General features: G+C 63.8%; 20 protein-coding genes. 15 read left to right on the forward strand and 5 right to left on the reverse strand.

Features of this window, described 5'->3' with window-relative positions; all coding sequences use genetic code 11:
• Nucleotides 1-148: 148 nt before the first annotated feature.
• Genes PGN16_RS10705 through PGN16_RS10750 form a run of 10 tightly spaced genes read left to right on the forward strand, consistent with a single transcriptional unit; the run spans nucleotide 149 to nucleotide 7,182 of the window.
• Entirely contained in the window at nucleotides 149-2,494 is a 2,346-nt protein-coding gene (locus PGN16_RS10705; protein WP_335309383.1) for a hypothetical protein, read from the forward strand.
• A complete protein-coding gene (locus tag PGN16_RS10710; RefSeq protein ID WP_335309384.1) occupies nucleotides 2,491-3,057 on the forward strand; it encodes a hypothetical protein in 567 nt (188 codons plus the stop codon). Before PGN16_RS10705 ends, PGN16_RS10710 begins: the two co-directional genes overlap by 4 nt.
• 18 nt (nucleotides 3,058-3,075) lie before the next feature.
• Nucleotides 3,076-3,231 (forward strand): hypothetical protein, encoded by a 156-nt coding sequence (locus tag PGN16_RS10715; RefSeq protein WP_335309385.1) that lies wholly within the window; start codon nucleotides 3,076-3,078, stop codon nucleotides 3,229-3,231.
• 51 nt (nucleotides 3,232-3,282) lie between these two features.
• Nucleotides 3,283-3,822, forward strand: coding sequence for a hypothetical protein (locus PGN16_RS10720; RefSeq protein ID WP_335309386.1), 540 nt, complete (start codon nucleotides 3,283-3,285; stop codon nucleotides 3,820-3,822).
• Nucleotides 3,822-4,232, forward strand: coding sequence for a hypothetical protein (locus PGN16_RS10725; protein ID WP_335309387.1), 411 nt, complete (start codon nucleotides 3,822-3,824; stop codon nucleotides 4,230-4,232). The genes PGN16_RS10720 and PGN16_RS10725 overlap by 1 nt, the downstream gene beginning before the upstream one ends.
• Before the next feature lie 41 nt (nucleotides 4,233-4,273).
• Nucleotides 4,274-4,837, forward strand: a complete 564-nt coding sequence (locus PGN16_RS10730) for a glycoside hydrolase family 19 protein (RefSeq protein WP_335309389.1) — start codon at nucleotides 4,274-4,276, stop codon at nucleotides 4,835-4,837.
• A complete protein-coding gene (locus PGN16_RS10735) occupies nucleotides 4,834-5,211 on the forward strand; it encodes a hypothetical protein (RefSeq protein ID WP_335309390.1) in 378 nt (125 codons plus the stop codon). Before PGN16_RS10730 ends, PGN16_RS10735 begins: the two co-directional genes overlap by 4 nt.
• Before the next feature lie 37 nt (nucleotides 5,212-5,248).
• Nucleotides 5,249-5,389 carry a hypothetical protein gene (locus PGN16_RS10740; RefSeq protein ID WP_335309391.1) on the forward strand — a complete coding sequence of 47 codons (141 nt, stop codon included), beginning with the start codon at nucleotides 5,249-5,251 and terminating at the stop codon, nucleotides 5,387-5,389.
• 27 nt (nucleotides 5,390-5,416) lie between these two features.
• Nucleotides 5,417-6,808, forward strand: coding sequence for a hypothetical protein (locus tag PGN16_RS10745; RefSeq protein WP_335309392.1), 1,392 nt, complete (start codon nucleotides 5,417-5,419; stop codon nucleotides 6,806-6,808).
• Between the two features lie 50 nt (nucleotides 6,809-6,858).
• On the forward strand, nucleotides 6,859-7,182 hold the full coding sequence (locus PGN16_RS10750) for a hypothetical protein (protein WP_335309393.1): 324 nt from the start codon (nucleotides 6,859-6,861) through the stop codon (nucleotides 7,180-7,182).
• On the opposite strand, the gene PGN16_RS10755 is transcribed toward PGN16_RS10750, so the two are convergent.
• Both PGN16_RS10755 and PGN16_RS10760 read right to left on the reverse strand, forming a co-directional pair.
• Entirely contained in the window at nucleotides 7,147-7,398 is a 252-nt protein-coding gene (locus PGN16_RS10755) for a hypothetical protein (protein ID WP_335309394.1), read from the reverse strand. The two genes, PGN16_RS10750 and PGN16_RS10755, sit on opposite strands and share 36 nt — an antisense overlap.
• Before the next feature lie 3 nt (nucleotides 7,399-7,401).
• Nucleotides 7,402-7,638 carry a hypothetical protein gene (locus PGN16_RS10760; protein ID WP_335309395.1) on the reverse strand — a complete coding sequence of 79 codons (237 nt, stop codon included), beginning with the start codon at nucleotides 7,636-7,638 and terminating at the stop codon, nucleotides 7,402-7,404.
• A 129-nt stretch (nucleotides 7,639-7,767) separates the two neighbouring features.
• Here PGN16_RS10760 and PGN16_RS10765 point away from each other — a divergent pair, with 129 nt between their 5' ends.
• From PGN16_RS10765 to PGN16_RS10775, 3 genes are all read left to right on the forward strand, one after another.
• Entirely contained in the window at nucleotides 7,768-8,295 is a 528-nt protein-coding gene (locus PGN16_RS10765; RefSeq protein WP_335309396.1) for a hypothetical protein, read from the forward strand.
• A 102-nt stretch (nucleotides 8,296-8,397) separates the two neighbouring features.
• Nucleotides 8,398-9,114: a DUF433 domain-containing protein gene (locus tag PGN16_RS10770; protein ID WP_335309397.1), complete on the forward strand. Its 717-nt coding sequence runs from the start codon at nucleotides 8,398-8,400 to the stop codon at nucleotides 9,112-9,114.
• Nucleotides 9,111-9,506, forward strand: coding sequence for a hypothetical protein (locus PGN16_RS10775; protein ID WP_335309398.1), 396 nt, complete (start codon nucleotides 9,111-9,113; stop codon nucleotides 9,504-9,506). Before PGN16_RS10770 ends, PGN16_RS10775 begins: the two co-directional genes overlap by 4 nt.
• 188 nt (nucleotides 9,507-9,694) lie before the next feature.
• On the opposite strand, the gene PGN16_RS10780 is transcribed toward PGN16_RS10775, so the two are convergent.
• A complete protein-coding gene (locus tag PGN16_RS10780; RefSeq protein ID WP_335309399.1) occupies nucleotides 9,695-10,360 on the reverse strand; it encodes a hypothetical protein in 666 nt (221 codons plus the stop codon).
• Nucleotides 10,361-10,701: 341 nt separating this feature from the next.
• Complete coding sequence (locus tag PGN16_RS10785; RefSeq protein WP_335309400.1) at nucleotides 10,702-10,971, reverse strand: hypothetical protein; 270 nt, start codon at nucleotides 10,969-10,971, stop codon at nucleotides 10,702-10,704.
• An 868-nt stretch (nucleotides 10,972-11,839) separates the two neighbouring features.
• Here PGN16_RS10785 and PGN16_RS10790 point away from each other — a divergent pair.
• Both PGN16_RS10790 and PGN16_RS10795 read left to right on the forward strand, forming a co-directional pair.
• Nucleotides 11,840-14,116, forward strand: a complete 2,277-nt coding sequence (locus PGN16_RS10790) for an alpha-N-acetylglucosaminidase (protein WP_335309401.1) — start codon at nucleotides 11,840-11,842, stop codon at nucleotides 14,114-14,116.
• Nucleotides 14,113-15,237, forward strand: coding sequence for an acyltransferase family protein (locus PGN16_RS10795; protein WP_335309402.1), 1,125 nt, complete (start codon nucleotides 14,113-14,115; stop codon nucleotides 15,235-15,237). The genes PGN16_RS10790 and PGN16_RS10795 overlap by 4 nt, the downstream gene beginning before the upstream one ends.
• A 37-nt stretch (nucleotides 15,238-15,274) precedes the next feature.
• Here PGN16_RS10795 and PGN16_RS10800 read toward each other — a convergent pair whose 3' ends face one another.
• Nucleotides 15,275-17,689, reverse strand: coding sequence for a TonB-dependent receptor (locus PGN16_RS10800; protein WP_335309403.1), 2,415 nt, complete (start codon nucleotides 17,687-17,689; stop codon nucleotides 15,275-15,277).
• Between the last annotated feature and the right edge of the window lie 73 nt (nucleotides 17,690-17,762).

A 17,762-nucleotide genomic window follows, 5' to 3' on the forward strand; every position in this document is an offset into this window, starting at 1 on the left:
ACGGCGAGGTGCGCAAGGATCGTGTCGCTAGCCTGCCCATCGGCGAGAGCGCCGAACGATGAGGTGTCTACCGCCTCAATCGTCAGAAGGTCGTTTTGGTATAGACCGTCCTGAACGTTCTCGCACGGCGTCGCGGCAATACGACCTCGTGCAGGATCCGACGCAGGCGCGCCAACTGGCTGCCTACGAGCTTCTCGACCGGCGCGAGCTTGGCGAGATCGAGCTGCCCTGCAAGCCGCGGATGCGCCGATATGGCCCAGGCGACCTGCTGAACATCGACCTCCCCGCGCTTGGCCTAGTGAACCAGCCGGCCGTCGTGCTTCGCCGTTCGCTCGACCCTGCCACGATGGGGGTCACGCTCGTGATGCGTGGCGAGACTTTGGCCAAGCACGAGTTCGCGCTGGGGCGCACCGGCACCCCGCCGCCTACTCCGTCGTTGGTGACGACCGGCACGCGCGATGAAGCGGCGTTCCCGGTCACGCTGGTCGACATGGGGCCGTGGGATCTGGCGACGACGTATCGCGAAGGACACGTCGTCCAAGATCAGGGCTCAAGCTGGGTCTACATCAACACGACGCCGAGCGCGGGCAATCCGCCGCCATCGCTGCCGGCGGTGAGCAATGCCTACTGGCGGGTGCTGGCGAAGGCAGGTGAGGACGGCAAGGACGGCGTTGACGCCTTGCCGGGCACACCGGGCAAGGATGGGCAGACCTGGTACCCGTACTATGCCTATGCCAACTCACCGGACGGTACTGTAGATTTCACGACCGGAGCGCCTGGCGGCCGAGCATACGTCGGCTTCGCGACCGGTACTTCGGCAGCCGAGCCCAGCATTCCGGGGGTTTATGCTTGGTCCGAATACAAGGGCCCCCCATTCGGCATCGCTACGCGCGGGGCTGCGGTGTCCGCTGGGCGCCAGTTGATCAAGAATGGTGGCGCCAATGAATGGGACAGCGATGCTTATTCTACCATCGGGTTTCGTGGCGGCGCCGTCGCATCTTTTAAAGCTGGACAGACTAATGGATCGATAATGGCGGGACTAAACACCGACCCCACAACGGATTCTTCATACACGAGCCTAGATTACGCGTGGTACATCCGCGATAACGGAAAATCCTCTATTTGGGAAAACGGCGAAGCGCGCGCTGATTTTGGCTACTATTCAACCGATACACAGTATCAGGTTTCCTATGACGGAACTTCGGTGGCCTACTATTTAGATGGCATAGAAGCGAGGCGCATAAATCACGGCGCTAATGCGCTTTTCTATTTTGACAGCAGCTTTTCCACGCCTGACGGGCGGCTATACGATATCGATTTCGTAGCTCGTGGGAGCAATGGGCGCGACGGTCTTGATGGTACAGACGGTATCGACGGCACAAACGGCCAAACCATCCACATCGCCTATGCCGATAGTTCAGACGGCACGGTCAACTTCACGACCGGCGCGGCCGGCGGCCGCACATATATCGGCGTCTACACGGACACGAACCCAGGCGCAGACAGCACCAACCCAGCATCGTACGGTTGGACACGGCTGCGCGGTATCGATGGCACTAACGGCTTGGCTGGCCCAGGGGGCTACGTCCACATCGCCTATGCCGATAGTGCAGACGGCGCGGTCAACTTCCACCTGAGCGATCCCACTGGCCGACGCTACCTCGGAACCTATACTGACCAGACTGAACCTGACAGCACCGACCCATCGCGCTACGCTTGGTCGCTGGTGAGGGGCGCTGACGGCAGCGACGGCGTCTCGCCGATCGCAGTGACCTTGCAGCCCAACGCGGTAACGTTCCAGGCGTACGCCAATGGCTCTCCGTATGCTGGCCAATTCCCCTACAATGTCGGGGTGTCTGCGACGCGTGCGGGAACGATCGTTCCGGTTACGTCGGTGGCGATTGTCTCGACGAACGGCATGACGGTCGCGACCGGGCCGCTCCGGATCACCAGCATGACATCGTCGGATGGCTATGCGGTGCTTGATGTCACCGCAGCTGGACAGACCGTGCGCGTGCAGCTGGGTGCGTCGATCGTGCGCGAGGGGTCAGATGGCAGCGTGGCTACGCGGCTGGCGATCAACTCGCCGCAGCTGACCTGGACCGACTTCACCCAGCACGGCAACGCGATCGGCATCAACGCTTCGCCATCGGGCAAGCTGACGGTGAACCTGAGCGGTCAGATGACAGGTGATCCAGCCGCTGATTACGTCCTGCGGTTCGTGTCCAAGGTTCAATACCGTCCGGCCGGGGGCAGCTGGATTGATGTGCCCGGCTCCCAGGTGACCAGCACCGAGGGCGGCATCAGCACGATCGGCGACGGCGCCGGCGGCGGGACGCGGATTGTCCGCGCGAACGTTAATGGCACCGGGCCTTACGCCATCACCGGGCTGACAGCCGACGGCTCGTACGAGGTTCGCGCCATGACTTACCGGCTGACCCAGTTCGGCTCGAGCGCAGTCGGCTTGAGCCTCTATGCGGAGCGCACGGCGTGACGATCGCGATCAAGCATAAGACCTCGGGCGAGATCCAGTTCGTTGAGAGCCTGTCCGGCTATCAGAAGGATTGGGCGCAGTATGGGCCGGTCTTGCCGACCGGGACCGAGCCCAACATGCTCACGCTCGTTGGCGCGGCATGGGTCGAGGATCCCGCGAAGATCGAGCCCATGCTTTTGATGTTGATCAAGAGCGAGGCCGAGCGGCGGAAGATGGGCTTCCTCTCGGCGGGCGGCGCGAAGAAGGCCGAATATGCGCAGAAGGCGGCTGAGGTCTCCTTCTACGATAGCCTCGGCGGATCGGTAGTGACGATCCTCGCCGCGATTGGCGCGCTGACGGCGGCGCAGCGACGCGCGAAGTTCGGCTACGCGCTTGCCGACGCGGCGGCGTTCGGAGAGCCGACGATCACCAACGCGATCGAGCGATTCCGCTCGGGCATGGCCAGTTCCGACAAGGTGCCGGCGATCGCCGCGGCGGAAGCGAAGACATGCGCCGCGATCAAGGCCGCGACCACGGCGGTCGCCAAGCGAGCGGCGGCGAACGCCGTCAGCTGGCCAGCGTAACAACCAAGGAGAACGACCATGAAGAAGATCGCGATCGCGAGCGTCCTGCTCGCGTCGGTGCTGCTGGCTGCGTGCCAGGAAGAACGGCCAGCCTCCCCGCCCACGACGAACACCGTTGACGAGTCGGATGGCGTCATCGTCGAGACCGCTCCGTACCCCGGCGACCGCCGGTAAAACCATGATGCAGCGTCATGCGGCCCTCCCGGTCGTAGAACGGAGGGCCGCATGAACGCGTCAGCCACCAGCAACTATATCGGCGAGGCGTTACACACGGCGACCACGCTCGCCCCGCCCAGCTTGGCGGATAATCCTGCGCTGCTCGCCTGGAACCTCTTCGTCATGACCGCAGCCCTGTGTCTCGGGGCGATGATGGCGGGGCGGCAAGCGCGGCGGCTTTGGGCTGCCCGCTTCATCGACCATCCGACCGACCCGGTGTCGATCTATCGGATCATCGTCTTCCTTGCGGGCTGCGCCATTGCCACGCGGGGCGGTGCCGAGGCGGTCAGCCTTTGGTCATGGTCGTCGGGCGATGCCGCGACGATCGAGCGGGTAGCCGAGGCGAAGCGCTGGCTGGACCCGTTGTCGGTCGGCTGCGGTTTCCTGTGGATGGGGCTGCACACCTTGGCCGAGCCGATGATCGAGCACCAGCTCCGCAAGGCACCCCTCCCGGTCGATATGTGGTCGCGCTGGCCGCAGCTTCGCAAACCTGTGCTGGTTCTCGCTGTCGCGCTTGGCATGGCGACCGCCGCTGTGTGGTTGCGATGATGAAAGAGGGCGTCGTCGCAGCGGCACCTCCGCTCACTGTGCCCGTGGTCTGGTCTTTCCTCGGCTACAGCTTCCCCGCCGGCTCGATGATCGTGGGCCTCTTAGCTTGCCTCATGATCCGGCTCTTCATCACTCTCGACACGCCGGGTCCAAAGCGCTGGTTGCTGGACGGCATCGTGACCGGGATCGCGCTTCTGGTAACAGCGGTGTGGATCGCGGAGCATCAGGTCGACCTGTTCGCCGCTCTGGGCACCGGCGGCACCGCCGGCGCGGTCGGCGCGGGCATCATCAGCTTCTTCAAGCGCCGCGGGCAGAGCGCGATTGACGCATTGGACGCGGCCCTGCCCGGCAAGCCCGCGGTTCCGCCCGAGATGGCGGCGACCCTGCGCGAGATCGACAAGCAGGCCTGACCCTCCCTCTTGCGGAGAACCCCATGATCGACATTGCGAAGTTGCAGCGCCGCGTCGGCGCCACCCCTGACGGCATCCTCGGCCCGGGGACGATGACCGCACTCTTCCTTCAACTGGGCGCTACAGGAGCGATCGCGTCGGAGCTCGGGCTGTCCGCGGCGGTCCACCTGCCTGCGGCCGGGCTGTTCGAAACTGAGCGCCGCCTCGCCCACTTCCTCGCGCAGCTAGGGCATGAGAGCGACGGCTTCCGGGCGATGGAGGAATATGCCTCTGGCGCGGCCTATGAGGGGCGCACCGCGCTCGGCAATACCGAGCCCGGGGACGGCAAGCGCTACAAGGGCCGCGGCCCGATTCAGATCACTGGCCGCGCGAACTATCGGCGGTATGGCCGAAAGATCGGCATCGACCTCGAGCGGCGACCGGAGCTCGCCTCCGCGCCGTCTATCGGGCTCATCGCGAGCATCGCTTACTGGACCGACAAGGGCCTTAATGCGCTCGCCGATCGCGACGACGTCGAGGCGATCACGCGCAAGATCAATGGCGGAACCAACGGGCTGGACGATCGCAAGGCGCGCCTCGCCGCGGCCAAGGCGCTGCTGGCATGAGCCGCGCGATCACCTTCGCCGGGCTGGCGGTGCTGCTGGTGCTGATCGGGCTGGCGGTGCTTGGCGTACGGGCCTGCGCGCGCGAGCAGGACGCGCCGTCCTCGACCATCGACGCCTCGCGTGACGCGGCGCTCGTCGGCGGCGCAGCCGAGGGCAACGCAATCACCGCCGATGCCATGACCAACGCGGCCGACATCGCCGCCACCACCAAGGAGAACGAGAATGCGATCCGGTCTGCGCCGGGCGGAGACACGCGCGTGCCCGCTGCTTCCAATCGGGCTGCTCTTGGCCGCCTCTGCCTGCGGCCCTCGTATCACGCTGACCCGCGCTGCGCTGCCCTGCAGCGACCTGGTGCAGGGACCGCTGGCCGCTGATGTTCCGCCCGCCGATCTCCCGCCAGATCCTGCGACGGTGGCTGACTGGCAGGTGTTCGGCGACGCGCAGACCGGTCGCCTCGAGACCTCGAACCTCTACCGGCGCGCAGCGCTCGACATCGTTCGCCGCTGCGAAGCGCGCGACCGCGCCCTCGATCAGCAGCTGAAGGCGCGCTGACCCCATCACGCAAAGACGGAGGATAGAATGACCAATGTACCGACCGGGATCAGCGGCAACATTCCAGGCGCGATCGACTGGGCGTTTGAGAACCGGCGCGACGCCGCGGCAGGCCTTTCCGCGCCGATCGACAAGCTCTTCCGTAATATGCAGCGCGCGCGCGACGTGAATCCATTTTCTCTCCCAAACTACGGAGCCGGCCCGACCGCAGGAGAGCCCATTCCTTCGATCACCTGGGCGTCGACCGGTGCAAGTGGAACGGTCGCCCGGGGAAGCGTGAACACGGGCGATCTTCAGCAGTACATCCGTTCGGAAAGCGGCATCTACACGCTCGACGGGAGCGGCGCAGCCGGCTTCCCAGTGGTTTCTACGACCATCGCCAATGTGCCAAATGGTAGCGGCAAGGGTGGCACGGTGACGGCGGTCAGCATCATGACCGACGAGCTTACCCCTTCCTTCCGCATGCCGTACAATCCTGCGGTCAAATACATCGTACTGGTGCAGGATCAGTTCCTCGGCACCCACACGAACGCTACGACGTCGGGCGCCACCGCCGCGCGCGCACCGGACGTCATCCCCAACGGCAACTCAGGGGGTAATCAGAACTGCATCCTGACCTTCCCCACCCGGAAGCTGCGGAAGATCACGTTCATCTCGGAGCTGAACTGGAAGCTGCTTTCGGTCTGGGTAAAGGACGCTGCGCAGCTGTACCCGCCCCAGAACGTCGATCAGATGGCGTTCGCGTGCGTGACCGACAGCTACGGCGCCTACGTCTCCAAGTCCACGGTGCCGAACAGCTTCGGCTTCTTCAATGTCGCCTCTATGCTGATGACGAAGCTCGGAGCGTCGTTCCGCTACAATTTGGGCGTTGCTGGAACCGGCTTCGACACAGATGGCGGTGACGGTAAGCGCTACAACGATCCGCCGCGTCTTGCGGACATCGCCGCCGTGCACGCTCTAACTCCACTCTCCGGTATCCTCGGATTCGGTTCGATCAATGAGCGTAACATGTCGCCGGCTGCCGCCGCGGCAGGTGCGGTTCGATGGGTTTCCTCGGCTCGCAGCATCCTCGGGCCAGCGGTACCGATCTTCGTCAGCGGCACATCGTCCGGAGGCCAAGGCGTGGGAACGGCTCCATCGTCTGCAATCTTGGACATCGAAAAGGCCACGTTCGCTGCGGTGGCAGGACTGAGCGATCCGCTCGTCGCGGTCCTGCCGATCAGCACCTTGGGCGCGCGAGGTTTGTTCAATGGAGACGGCGCGACCGGCAGCTCACCTGGTAATGTTCAGTCCGACCTGATCCATCTGACATTCGGAGCCGATCCGGGCCTGGCCAACAGCGTCGTCGGGGGGAATGAGCTCATGTGCAACGTGCTGCTTGAGCAGATGCAGCTGGCTGCGTCGGCGATGCGACGCTGATCCCATAACAGGGGCGCGCTCTTTCAGCGCGCCCTCACCGGGAGGTGTCTATGACTGCTCTCAGCGTTCATCCGCACCTGCGGCATGTGCGACTGCGCGAAGCGCTTGACGGCCGAGAACACCTGCTGCTCGTCTATGGCGACCGCGACAGCCTTATCTGCTGGTGCGGTCCGTACACGGCCCCGGAGGCGTACGAGCATTCGCTCGCTTGGGGCGCGGTGGGCTGGTGTTGGGCAAAGGGCGTCGTACCTGCCGAGTTCAGGCCTGTTAAGCCGCCCCGGGTGAAATCTCGCTTCGCCATCGCCGAGAAGCTGGCCGCCAACCGGACGATCCGCGGGTCAGTCCCGCTGCTCCTGAACCCGCCGGCTCAATGAGGCTATAGCTGTCGCCGCGAAACCGCGGAACACCGGCTGCCAATGCCCGCCGCACTCAGCCCAGGAGACATCGTCGAGCGTGCCGTGACGTCGGCTCTCCCAGAGATCCTCGGCAACCTGCTCGATCAACGCCTCGTCACAAAGACCGGTGCCGTCGCATAGCGCGCAAGGCCGGTTGTGGCCGATCCCATGCAGCGGCGCGCGATCGTCGCTCATCGGCTAGTAGGCCGCCCAATCGAGCTCGGCGTCGTCGACCGCCTCGAACATATCGCCATCTGCTTGAAGCGCACGCAGTCGCGCGCGCACGTCTTCCGGGTTGCCTTGATTAGGAAAGGCGCGATCCGCTGCGGCGCCGGCCGCCAGCGTACCGATCAGCCCGCCGCGATCCTTCTGCGCGAGCAGCCATTCACCGAACGCCAGCGAGCGCGCCGGCGCGAGACCTTCGATCCGCATCATGTCCGTTGTCCTCGATCAATCTGCGCCCGCCGCAGCGACTCGCCAGCGGCGGTTCTGACCACCTGATGCACCCGTCAGCGCGCGCAATCCAGTCTTTTTGTTCTCTCAATGTTCCCACATATCTGGCGCATGGTCGGGCAGCCGAAATCCCTCTACGACCTCCGCAAGGTGGAGGGAGCGGTCAGCGTCACCTGCAAGGCGTGCGGCAAATCCCGGCTGTACGATCTTGAGGAGCTGATCAAGTCGCGGACCTTCCAGCGGCAATCGACCGATTGGGAAGTCGTGGTGCGCGAGATGCCGTATTGGCACTGCCCCGATCGCACCGAGACGCGGGTCGCCATCGTCCCGTATGCCGCCAACGACCGCGAGCTGCGCGTGCGCCGCGCCGAGATGCTGATCATGAACCTGGCGCTGGCTGTGTTGAAGGATTCGACGGCCCGCGCGCAGCGGATCGGCGTCGACACTCCCGCCGTCCGCCTAGCGCTCCGCGTGCTCCGGCCGTTTCTTCCCGATCAATCGCTGCTCGTCCGGTTCTGGAATGAAGGACAAGCCGCAATCAACGTGCCGGCGAATGAGGTGCACTTCGCTCATGGCTGGATCGTGCAGGCGCTTGTGAAGCAGGGGCACTCGGTCTGGGCTGAGTTCCGGCTTGGGTAGCCTGTAGCCTTTCCCGCCCGTTCACACGAACGGCCCCAGCGTCGTCGCTTTGATTCTTCCGGTGGTGAGGTCGATCGCCAATCACGAATTTCTGTTGCAGGCATGCCTGCTACTCTGGCTATAGAGGGCGCTATGGGAAAGGCGGAGTATGGCATAGGAATTTACACCGCCCCTGAAGCGGCGCGGATGGTCGGCATGCAGCCGATGACGCTCCGGCGATGGCTCTTGGGCTATGACCATGATGCGAAGCGCGAAGCCCCTCTATGGCAGCCGCAGTACGATGCGGATGACGGGGAAGGTGTGTTGCTCGGCTTCCGCGACCTTGTCGAGGCGCGGATTGTTAACGCATTGCGCGCGAGGAAGATTGGCCTGCCGACGATCCGGGTCTGCATGGACCGCGCCCGTGACATCGTAGGGCAGGATCGACCATTTTCGACGTCGCAGTTCAAGACGGATGGTAAGACGATCTTCCTTGAGATCACCAAGGGGCTGGACGAGCCGCAGCTTATTGATCTGCGGCGCAGTCAAGGCGTTTTCAATCGTGTTGTCGCCCCCAGCCTTGCTGACCTAGATTTTGGGCCGGATGGAGCCGAGCGCTGGTGGCTTCTGCATGGTAAGCGCACGATTGTCGCCGATCCTGAAAAGGCGTTTGGTCAACCCATCGTTGCCGAGCATGGTATCACCACCGCGCGCGTCGCGCAGGCAGTGAAGGCCGAGGGATCAATCGACGCCGTTGCCAAGATCTACGAAATCAAGCCACGACTTATTAGAGACGCGCTAGCTTACGAGCAGCAGATCGCAACCAAAAAGGCCGCGTGAAGCTGCTGGTAGATAACTGCATGTCTTACCGCTTAGCCGAAGGGCTGGCGGGCATTTTCCAGAGTCAGCATGAAATCGTGCACATAAAGGCTAAGTTCGGGACGGGCTCCTTGCCCGACGCAGCGTGGATCGAGCAGCTGGGCAAAGAGGGCGGCTGGAGCGTGCTGTCAGGCGATATACGCATCGCCAAGAAGGTGCCGTCCCGCGAACTGTTCCTGCGATCAAAGCTTGTTGGCTTTTTTCCGTTAACGGCGGTTCTTGACCTCCCTGTTCACAGGCAGGCTGCTCGCATTTTGACGCTCTGGGCGACGATGGAAAGCGTGACCAACACAGTCGCAAGCGGGTGCTTTGAGGTCGGCATCAAGAGTACGCTGTTAAAGCAAATAGCTTAGGCGCGGCATCAGAAATCCAGCCCGCGCCGCTCAACCTCGGCTGCCAGCGCATCCATCCGCGGATCGCCGCTCTCCCACGTCGTCTTCATCCATTCGGTGATGAGTTCCTGGTCTGTCCAGGTGGCGAGAGCATTGGGGTCAGCGGCGGCTGCGAGCCGGCCATGTAAACATTCTCTCCAAAACCGCTATCAACGAACGCGCCTCATCATTTTGGCCAGATGACGATCCGGCGTGGTGAAAATTGGCGCTGCGCCGTTGGGGACCGGTCGGTCTGTTAGAATGCGCACCTCGTGCTCTTGTTGAAAGCGTAAGGACTTCACAAACGGATTAGGCTGAAGCGATGTTTCATCTAAAAAGCTCTTGTCTCGCTCTTGGTATGTTACATGCGATACATTAAGCGACTTTAGGTCGGTATTTCTGATTTGTATAAGATGAAGCCACGCCTCAACGTCAGGGATTTCGAATACAGCCTGTTTGCTAGTAGCAGCATCGTCAAGGTCGTCGCGGTATGACGCGCAAAAACAATGCAAATTATGCCCGCTCACACGCATGACCGAGTTAACGACAATAACAGAGCCAGTTGAGTTTCCGCCAACTAAGCCAGAAGCTTCCAATCGTTGACGATGCTCAGGGTTGCTACCATCGGCATAATCTATAATTGCCCGAGCGGTAAACTCATCTGCATCTCGTCGTTTATCATCTTCTAGATCTGCATACCCCCGCAGCGTCCCAAATTTCAAAGACCCGCTTTCAATGAAGTGTGCGTCTGCCTCATCGACATATTTGTAGAGAGGCATTTTGATTGTCCACGGACTGGTATCGTCGGAGGGGACTCGGCCCTGCCGCACCAGCATCGTCGCTCTCACTGAAATTTCGCTGTACCCGTACACGATGTGCCTCAAGCTGATTGCAGCGTGTCAAAGCCTTGGTCGCAGGGAGCTGCAAATCGGTCGACATAGATGCAACTTACGCATCCCCCGGTCGGAACGATCCTCGTGATGCGGGCATGAAGCCTCATGTGCAACAGATACCGCATGACCCAGGCGCAGATCGCTGGCCGCCCACTACGGCGTTGAGGCACCATTTTCGCGAGATAACACTAACGGCGGCGCGATCCCAGAGGTGAGACCACGCCGCTCAAGTTTGACAATTACCTATATGGTGTAGGGCGGTTCTGTCGCCCTAAAGCACCCGCTTATTCTTTTTTGAACCAGCCTGGCAGCGGCGCAGGCGGGATATATGGTGGCTGGTTGCCGTCTCCGCCGAGCCACCTTTGTTCGCACACGCTCATGCACTGTGCGAGGAATGCACTCCTGTCATAGCCGCTTGTGTAGTTGACAGCTTCCGCGCAGCCTTGGATGCAGCTCTCATAGTTGGTCGGAGCTGCGTGAGCGACATTTGCGGTCATCAAATATCCAGTCGCGATGACGGCCGACGGAATCCACGCGGTGACTTTCCTGCTCATCTTTGACTCTCCCTTAGCGCCGAGTTCATTCGACATCTTAGTTAAGCTAATAGTTTCTAGTTTTACAACTCGCAGGATGTGTCAGAATTACATCTCTTTGTTTCTCGATGATCTGCGTTTATCGTCTACCCGTATTTTTCGCGTTCTGATGTTACCTCAAGAATGTCGCTTACCTGTCGGCGGGAGATGACCATCGGCGCCATTTCAGAAGGCGAGCCCCCGCCCCTCGATCTCATCCGCCAGCGCGGCGGGCTTCGGATCAGCGGTCAGCCACGACGTCTTCCGCCACTCGCTGACCAACTCTTCATCCGTTCAGGTAGCGAGGCTCTCGGGGGTCAGCGGCGGCTGCGGATCGGTCATGTCGGGAGCGTACGCCACCCGGGCGAACGCCGCAAATGGCTGCGGTAAGAATGCGGTGACAGCTGCGCATGTTCGCGATACGGTCGCTATTCGGCCACGGTTCGCCCCTCGGCGCCCTCGCAGAAAACCCTTGGAAATCCTTCCGTCCGCAAGCTTCCCAAGCTTACGACGAGGGTTCGATTCCCTTCACCCGCTCCATCAAAAGCACACGTCTGATCTTCGCCGCGCAGACGCTTGGTCGAGCGACAGCGCCACACCGTCTGGAACGGCTGCCCCCACGAGACGTCGGCTATGGGCATCCGTTGTGCCTCCGCTTTCGTCGCGGCCGCCGATTGACAGCGCGATAAAGCTCATGCGAGCAATAGTACCAGAACATTACAAATTGGTCTTTCAGGAAGACCAATTCGTGCAAGCGGTGCGGGGCATCCGGTATGGCCCATGCCGATGCGCGGTGCCGCTCATCCGACAGGGAGCAAACGACAATGGCCGTTTCGATCGAGGACGTTGCATGGCCCCACCGTTGACGCTGCGGCACGCGATCGCGTCGATCGCCGCGTTGCTGCTTTCCCCTTCCGTGGCGGCGCAGACCGCGGCTGACGCGCGCGCGGCGTTGCGGCGGCTCGGGGTTCCGGCGGCACGCGTGTCGGTCACGCTGACGCCCGCTGCGGACGCGCGATACCGCGTGCGGATCGCACGCGATCGGATCGCGGTGACGGCGTCGTCGCCGGTCGCAGCGATACGCGGCGTCATCGGGATGCTCGGCACGCAGGGCCGGTTTCATGCATCTTGGGAGGGAAGCCGGCTCGGTGCGATGACCGGCCTGGCCGCGCAGGACACCGGGTGGATCGCGTCGCCGTTCGGCTATCGCGCGTACCTGAACACCTGCACCTATGGATACACCACGCCGTGGTGGAACTGGGCGCGCTGGGAGCGCGAGATCGACCTGATGGCGGTCCACGGCGTCGACATGCCGCTCGCCATGGAAGGGCAGGAATATGTCTGGCGCGCCTTGTGGCGCGAACAGGGGCTGAGCGACGCCCAGACGGGCGCGCTGTTCGCAGGCGCGCCGTTCCTGCCATGGGAGCGGATGGGAAATATGGCGGGCTATCGCGCGCCGCTGTCGGCCAATTGGATCGAAAAGAAGCGCGTGCTGCAAAAGCGCATTCTGGCGCGGATGCGTGGCCTGGGCATGACCCCGATACTGCCCGCCTTCGCCGGCTATGTCCCCGAAGCGTTCGCCAAGGCGCATCCCGAGGCACGCATCTATCGGATGCGTGAATGGGAGGGTTTTCCCGGCACCTATTGGCTCGATCCATCCGATCCGCTGTTCGCCAAACTCGCGGCGCGGTTCCTGAAACTCTACACCGCCGAATATGGCGCCGGCCGCTACTATCTTGCCGACGCCTTCAACGAGATGGTGCCGCCCATCGCCGACGACGGCAGCGACACCGCACACGCCAGCTATGGCGACAGCACCGCCAACACCGCCGCCACGCGCGCCGCCGCCTTGCCGCGGGCGGTGCGGGATGCGCGGCTGGCCGCTTACGGCAAGCGCCTTTATGCCTCGATCGCGCAGGCGCAGCCGGGCGTGACCTGGGTGATGCAGGGCTGGCTGTTCGGGGCGGACAAGGAGTTCTGGACACGCGACGCGATCGCCGCCTTCCTTCGCGAGGTGCCCGACCGGCGGATGCTGATCCTGGATATCGGCAACGACCGCTATCCCGGCATCTGGAAGCAGACCAACGGCTTCGACGGCAAGGACTGGATCTACGGCTACGTCCACAATTACGGCGGCAGCAACCCGGTCTATGGTGCCCCCGACTTCTACCGACGCGACATCGCGGCACTGCTCGCCGATCCGGGGCGCGGGCAGGTGCGCGGGTTCGGCATGTTCCCGGAAGGATTGCACAACAACAGCCTTGCTTATGATTACGCCTTCGATGCGGCATGGCCCGGGGGCGACATGGCGATGCGCCCGTGGCTGGAGCGATACACCCGCGCGCGCTACGGCAGCAGCGACGCGGCACTGGTCGCAGCGTGGCAGGAGGTGGTCGCAGGCGTCTATGACGTCCGCTACTGGACGCCGCGCTGGTGGAACCAGCGTGCGGGCGCATATCTGTTTTTCAAGCGCCCCGCCGCCGACGCGCCCAGCTACCCCGCCAGCCCCGGTGACCGCGTCAAGGCGCGCGCGGGGATTGCGACGTTGCTGTCGCTGGCGGCGCGCCATCGTGACAGCGCGCTATTCCGCTACGATCTGGTCGATCTGGTCCGGCACGAGGCGAGCCTCGCGCTCGACGAGCAGTTGAAGGCGGCGGTGACCGCGTATCAACACGGCGATGTCCCCGCTGGCGATCGCGCGACCGCGCAGAGCACATCGCTGGCAAAGGCGATCGACGCGCTGATCGGCGGCCAGCAGGAAACCCTCGCCACATGGATCGGCGACGCGCGCGCTTATGGCGACACGCCCGCCGAGAAACGCCGCTTCGAGGAGGACGCCAAGGCGCAGGTCACGATCTGGGGCGGCGCGGGGCATCTCGGCGATTATGCGTCAAAGGCGTGGGCGGGGCTGTATGCCGATTATTACCTGCCGCGCTGGGCGATGTATCTCGGCGAAGCCCGCGCGGCGGCGCTTGCCAGGCGCCCGGTCGACGATGCGGCGTTCCTCAAGCGCTTACGTGCGTGGGAAGATCGCTGGGTCGCCGATGGTCGCACCTATCGCACCAACGCGCCGGCCGACACGATCGGCGCAGCGCGCGCGGTGATGGCGCAGGTCGCGCAGTCGTGACGGCCCTGCCCCGCCCGGAGCGGTTCGCCTCGCTCGACATGTTCCGCGGTGCGACGATCTTCCTGATGATCGTCGTCAATACGGCGGGCGCGGGCCGGCCGTTCACGCAGCTCGTTCACGCGCCGTGGATCGGCTTCACGCTCGCCGATCTCGTCTATCCGTCATTCCTGTTCGCGGTGGGCAATGCGATGAGCTTCGCGCTGAGCCGACCGATGTCGGACGGCGTGTTCCTGCGACGGATATTCAAGCGGGCGGCACTGATCTTCCTGCTCGGTTTCCTGATGTACTGGTATCCGTTCGTCACCCATGCGGCGGACGGTGGCTGGGCGGTGAAGCCGTTTGCGGAGACGCGCGTCACCGGCGTGCTTCAGCGGATCGCGCTCTGCTATCTGCTCGCCGGATTGCTCGCGCGGTATCTGACGGCGCGCTGGTTGCTGGTCGCCGCGGTCGAGCTGATCGGCGCGCACTGGGCGATCCTTGTCGGCCTCAGCCCGCCCGGCGAGGCGTTCGGGCGGTATCGCAACGCCGGCACCTTGCTCGATCTTTGGCTGATCGGTCCCGAGCATTTGTATCGCAAGGACCATGGCTTCGATCCCGAGGGACTTCTCGGGACGCTGCCGGCCACCGCCAATGTCATCGCAGGGTATCTCGCGGGACTGGCGATCCAACGCTGGGGGAAGCACACCGCGACGGTCGTGCGGATGGCGGCGATCGGTATCGTGCTGGTCGCCGCTGCGTTGCTGCTCGCACCGGTGCTGCCGATCGCGAAGAAATTGTGGACCGGGTCGTTCGTTCTGCTGACGGTGGGGCTCGACATGCTCCTGCTCGGTGGCGTGATCGGCCTCGTCGAGGTGAAGGGCGTGCGCGTCGGGCGCGATTTCCTGCAGATGCTCGGGCGCAATCCGCTGGCGATCTATCTGTTCTCGGAACTGCTGGTCGTCACGATCGAGCTGATTCATGTTCGGCCCGGCGTCGGCCTGTACCGCTGGATCGGCGAAACGTGGTTTCAGACGCTGGCGCCCGGCCCGGTCGGGTCGTTGCTGTGCGCGCTGGCCTATACGTTGGTGTGCTGCTGGTTCGGGCGCGCGCTCGATCGCAGGGGGATCATCCTGAAGGTGTAAGCCGCCCCGGCACCGGCCGGGGCGGCGTCACGCCGGATTACAGGCGCAGCGAGCCTTCCAGCCCGATCGTGCGCGGCGGGTTGAAGTTCGCATAATCGCCCAGCGTCAAGGCGTTGGCGGCGGAACGGCGATAGATATGCGTCTCGTTGAACAGGTTGCGCGTCCAGAGCGACAGCGTGACCTTCGTTCCCGCATCGTTGAGCGGCAGGTCGGCAAGCGCCAGGCGGCCGTTGACGATGAAGCTCTTGTCGCTCTTCGTCGCCTCGTTCTGGAAGCTGTAGACCGAATCCGAGTAATTGCCGTCGATGTGGAAGCGCGCCTTCGCTTCGCCGATCGCGACCGGCAGTTCATAGTCGAGCGACGCCGAGGCGGCGTTGCGCGGCGTGAACACCACGAAGACCTTGGTCAGCGCGTTGTTCAGGAACGGGTTCGCGGTCGCGGGAACGTCGGTGTAGGTATAGGCATAGCTGCCGCCCAGCGTCAGCCCCTCGACCGGGTTGATCGTCAGGTCCGCCTCGACGCCACGGATTTTCGACTTGCCCGGTGCATTGCGCGTTTCCTCGGTGTGGAGGTTGAACGTCGGGCTGGTCGTAACGGTATCGACGTTGTCGAAGTCGATCTGCGTGCCGGTGCGATCCATGATGTAGCCCGCGAGGTTCAGGCGCACGCGGTGGTCCGCGAAGTCCATCTTCGAGCCGATCTCATACGACTTCACCACCTCGGGACCGAAGGCCGCGAAGGTCTGCGAACGCGAGTTGGCACCGCCTGCGCGATAACCGGTGGCGTATTTGGCGTAGAGATGCACCGTGTCGGTGGCGTCGATCGCGGCGGTGACCATCGGATCGAAGCGGCTGCGATCGAACAGGAACTTGAAGTTGGTGGCCTTGTTCTGAACGATGAACAGCGTGCCGTCGCGCTTGTCCTTCGTGTAGCGTCCGCCGACCGTCAGGTGGAAGATGTCGAACGCGTCCGGCGTGAAGGTCGCCTGCGCAAAGGCCGCGTAGCTGTGCGCGGTCGCCTCGCTGCCGCGCTGCAGGAAGCGCGAGCCGACCGCCCAGCCCTGGTTGCCGCTGGTGATCGCGCCGGTCACGACCGGGCTGAGGATCGTGTAGGCGGTGCCGTTCGCATTCCACTGGTTGGTACTCGGCGTCGCCGCCGTTTCCTCGGCATGTTCGCGGAAGTAATAGAGGCCGGCGGTGTAATCGAGCTGCGGGATGCTGCCGACCGCCTGGAATTCCTGGCTGAACTGGCGCTGCGTCATCCACGACAGGCTGTAGCGGCTGAACTTGCCGTTCGGGGTGAAGACGGTGCGGTGCGCGCCGCCCGAATTGTCCCACTGATCGGTGTCGACGCCGCGCCAGGCGGTGATCGAGCGCAGTTCGAGCGAGGGAGCGACTTCCCACTTGATCGTCGACGACACGCCGTGCGTACGGTCGGTGCTAAGCTGCTGCGGCACGCCGATGTCCGCGCGGGTCATGCGGCGATCGCCCGCCACGACCACCAGCGCCGGAAGCGGCGCGATCGTGCCCGACGGCAGCTTGCCGTTATTGGCATTGATCTGCGCGATGGTCGCGACCGGCAACTTCTTCGGGTTGTAATTGACCAACTGGCTGTAGAACGGGGTGTTCTCGTCCTTTGCCTGATCGTAGGCCACGGTCACCGACACACCGGGCGCCGGCTTCCACAGCGCGCTCGCGCGGCCGCCGACGCGGTTGTAATAGTTCCAGCCGTAGCTGCCCGACAGCGGATTGCTGACGGTCGCGTCCTGATGCTGGGTGACGCCGTCGAACTTCAGCGAGATGTTCGCGAACTCGGGCAGGTTGACGTGGAACTGGCCGGTATAGGCACCATAATTGCCGTAACCGGCGGTGACGGTGCCGCCGTACTGCCCGGTCGGCGCCGCGGTGACGATCGACAGCGCGCCGCCTTCGGTGTTGCGCCCGAACAGCGTACCCTGCGGCCCGCGCAGCACCTCGATACGTGCCACGTCGAACAACGCGGCGTTCAAGCCCTGCGAGCGGCCGAGGTAGACGCCGTCGACATAGACGCCGACGCCGGTGTCACGCGCGGTCTGGTTCTGGTCGAAGGGGACGATGCCGCGGATGCCGATCGTCAGCGCCGACTGGCGCGCCTCGAAGGTGGCGACGCGCAGCGACGGGATCGCGCCATCGCCCAGATCGAGCAGGCTCTGGACGTGACGGTCCTTGATGATGACGGGGTCGATGACCGAGATGGCGATCGGCGTCTTCTGCAGGTTCGTCTCGCGGCGGGTGGCGGTGACGACGACATCGGTCAGCCCCTGCGCATCCGTATTGTCGGCCGCATCGGTCGTGGGATCGGCGGCGGCAGCTGGGGTGACGGCGGCGGGCGTCTCGGCCTGCGCGGCAAACGGCAACGTCAGTGCGGCAATCCCGGTGAGCAGACGCAGCCGCGTCCGCGAAGCATTCGACATGTTGATTATCCCCTTTCGGCCAATCGGCCTGACGGGGCGCGTCTAATTCGATTCGGCTGCAAGATCGTGACGC

The sequence above is a fragment of the Sphingomonas phyllosphaerae genome (assembly GCF_036946485.1).
GTDB lineage: Bacteria > Pseudomonadota > Alphaproteobacteria > Sphingomonadales > Sphingomonadaceae > Sphingomonas > Sphingomonas phyllosphaerae_E.

Bases quoted from the DNA above. Each gene is read 5' to 3' on its own strand.
- PGN16_RS10715 (WP_335309385.1), top strand. From the start codon at position 3,076: ATGAAGAAGATCGCGATCGCGAGCGTCCTGCTCGCGTCGGTGCTGCTG.
- PGN16_RS10770 (WP_335309397.1), top strand. From the start codon at position 8,398: ATGCCTGCTACTCTGGCTATAGAGGGCGCTATGGGAAAGGCGGAGTAT.
- PGN16_RS10745 (WP_335309392.1), top strand. From the start codon at position 5,417: ATGACCAATGTACCGACCGGGATCAGCGGCAACATTCCAGGCGCGATC.
- PGN16_RS10720 (WP_335309386.1), top strand. From the start codon at position 3,283: ATGAACGCGTCAGCCACCAGCAACTATATCGGCGAGGCGTTACACACG.
- PGN16_RS10790 (WP_335309401.1), top strand. From the start codon at position 11,840: ATGGCCCCACCGTTGACGCTGCGGCACGCGATCGCGTCGATCGCCGCG.
- PGN16_RS10755 (WP_335309394.1), bottom strand. From the start codon at position 7,398: ATGAGCGACGATCGCGCGCCGCTGCATGGGATCGGCCACAACCGGCCT.
- PGN16_RS10780 (WP_335309399.1), bottom strand. From the start codon at position 10,360: ATGCTGGTGCGGCAGGGCCGAGTCCCCTCCGACGATACCAGTCCGTGG.
- PGN16_RS10765 (WP_335309396.1), top strand. From the start codon at position 7,768: ATGGTCGGGCAGCCGAAATCCCTCTACGACCTCCGCAAGGTGGAGGGA.
- PGN16_RS10725 (WP_335309387.1), top strand. From the start codon at position 3,822: ATGAAAGAGGGCGTCGTCGCAGCGGCACCTCCGCTCACTGTGCCCGTG.
- PGN16_RS10760 (WP_335309395.1), bottom strand. From the start codon at position 7,638: ATGATGCGGATCGAAGGTCTCGCGCCGGCGCGCTCGCTGGCGTTCGGT.
- PGN16_RS10785 (WP_335309400.1), bottom strand. From the start codon at position 10,971: ATGAGCAGGAAAGTCACCGCGTGGATTCCGTCGGCCGTCATCGCGACT.
- PGN16_RS10750 (WP_335309393.1), top strand. From the start codon at position 6,859: ATGACTGCTCTCAGCGTTCATCCGCACCTGCGGCATGTGCGACTGCGC.
- PGN16_RS10800 (WP_335309403.1), bottom strand. From the start codon at position 17,689: ATGTCGAATGCTTCGCGGACGCGGCTGCGTCTGCTCACCGGGATTGCC.
- PGN16_RS10735 (WP_335309390.1), top strand. From the start codon at position 4,834: ATGAGCCGCGCGATCACCTTCGCCGGGCTGGCGGTGCTGCTGGTGCTG.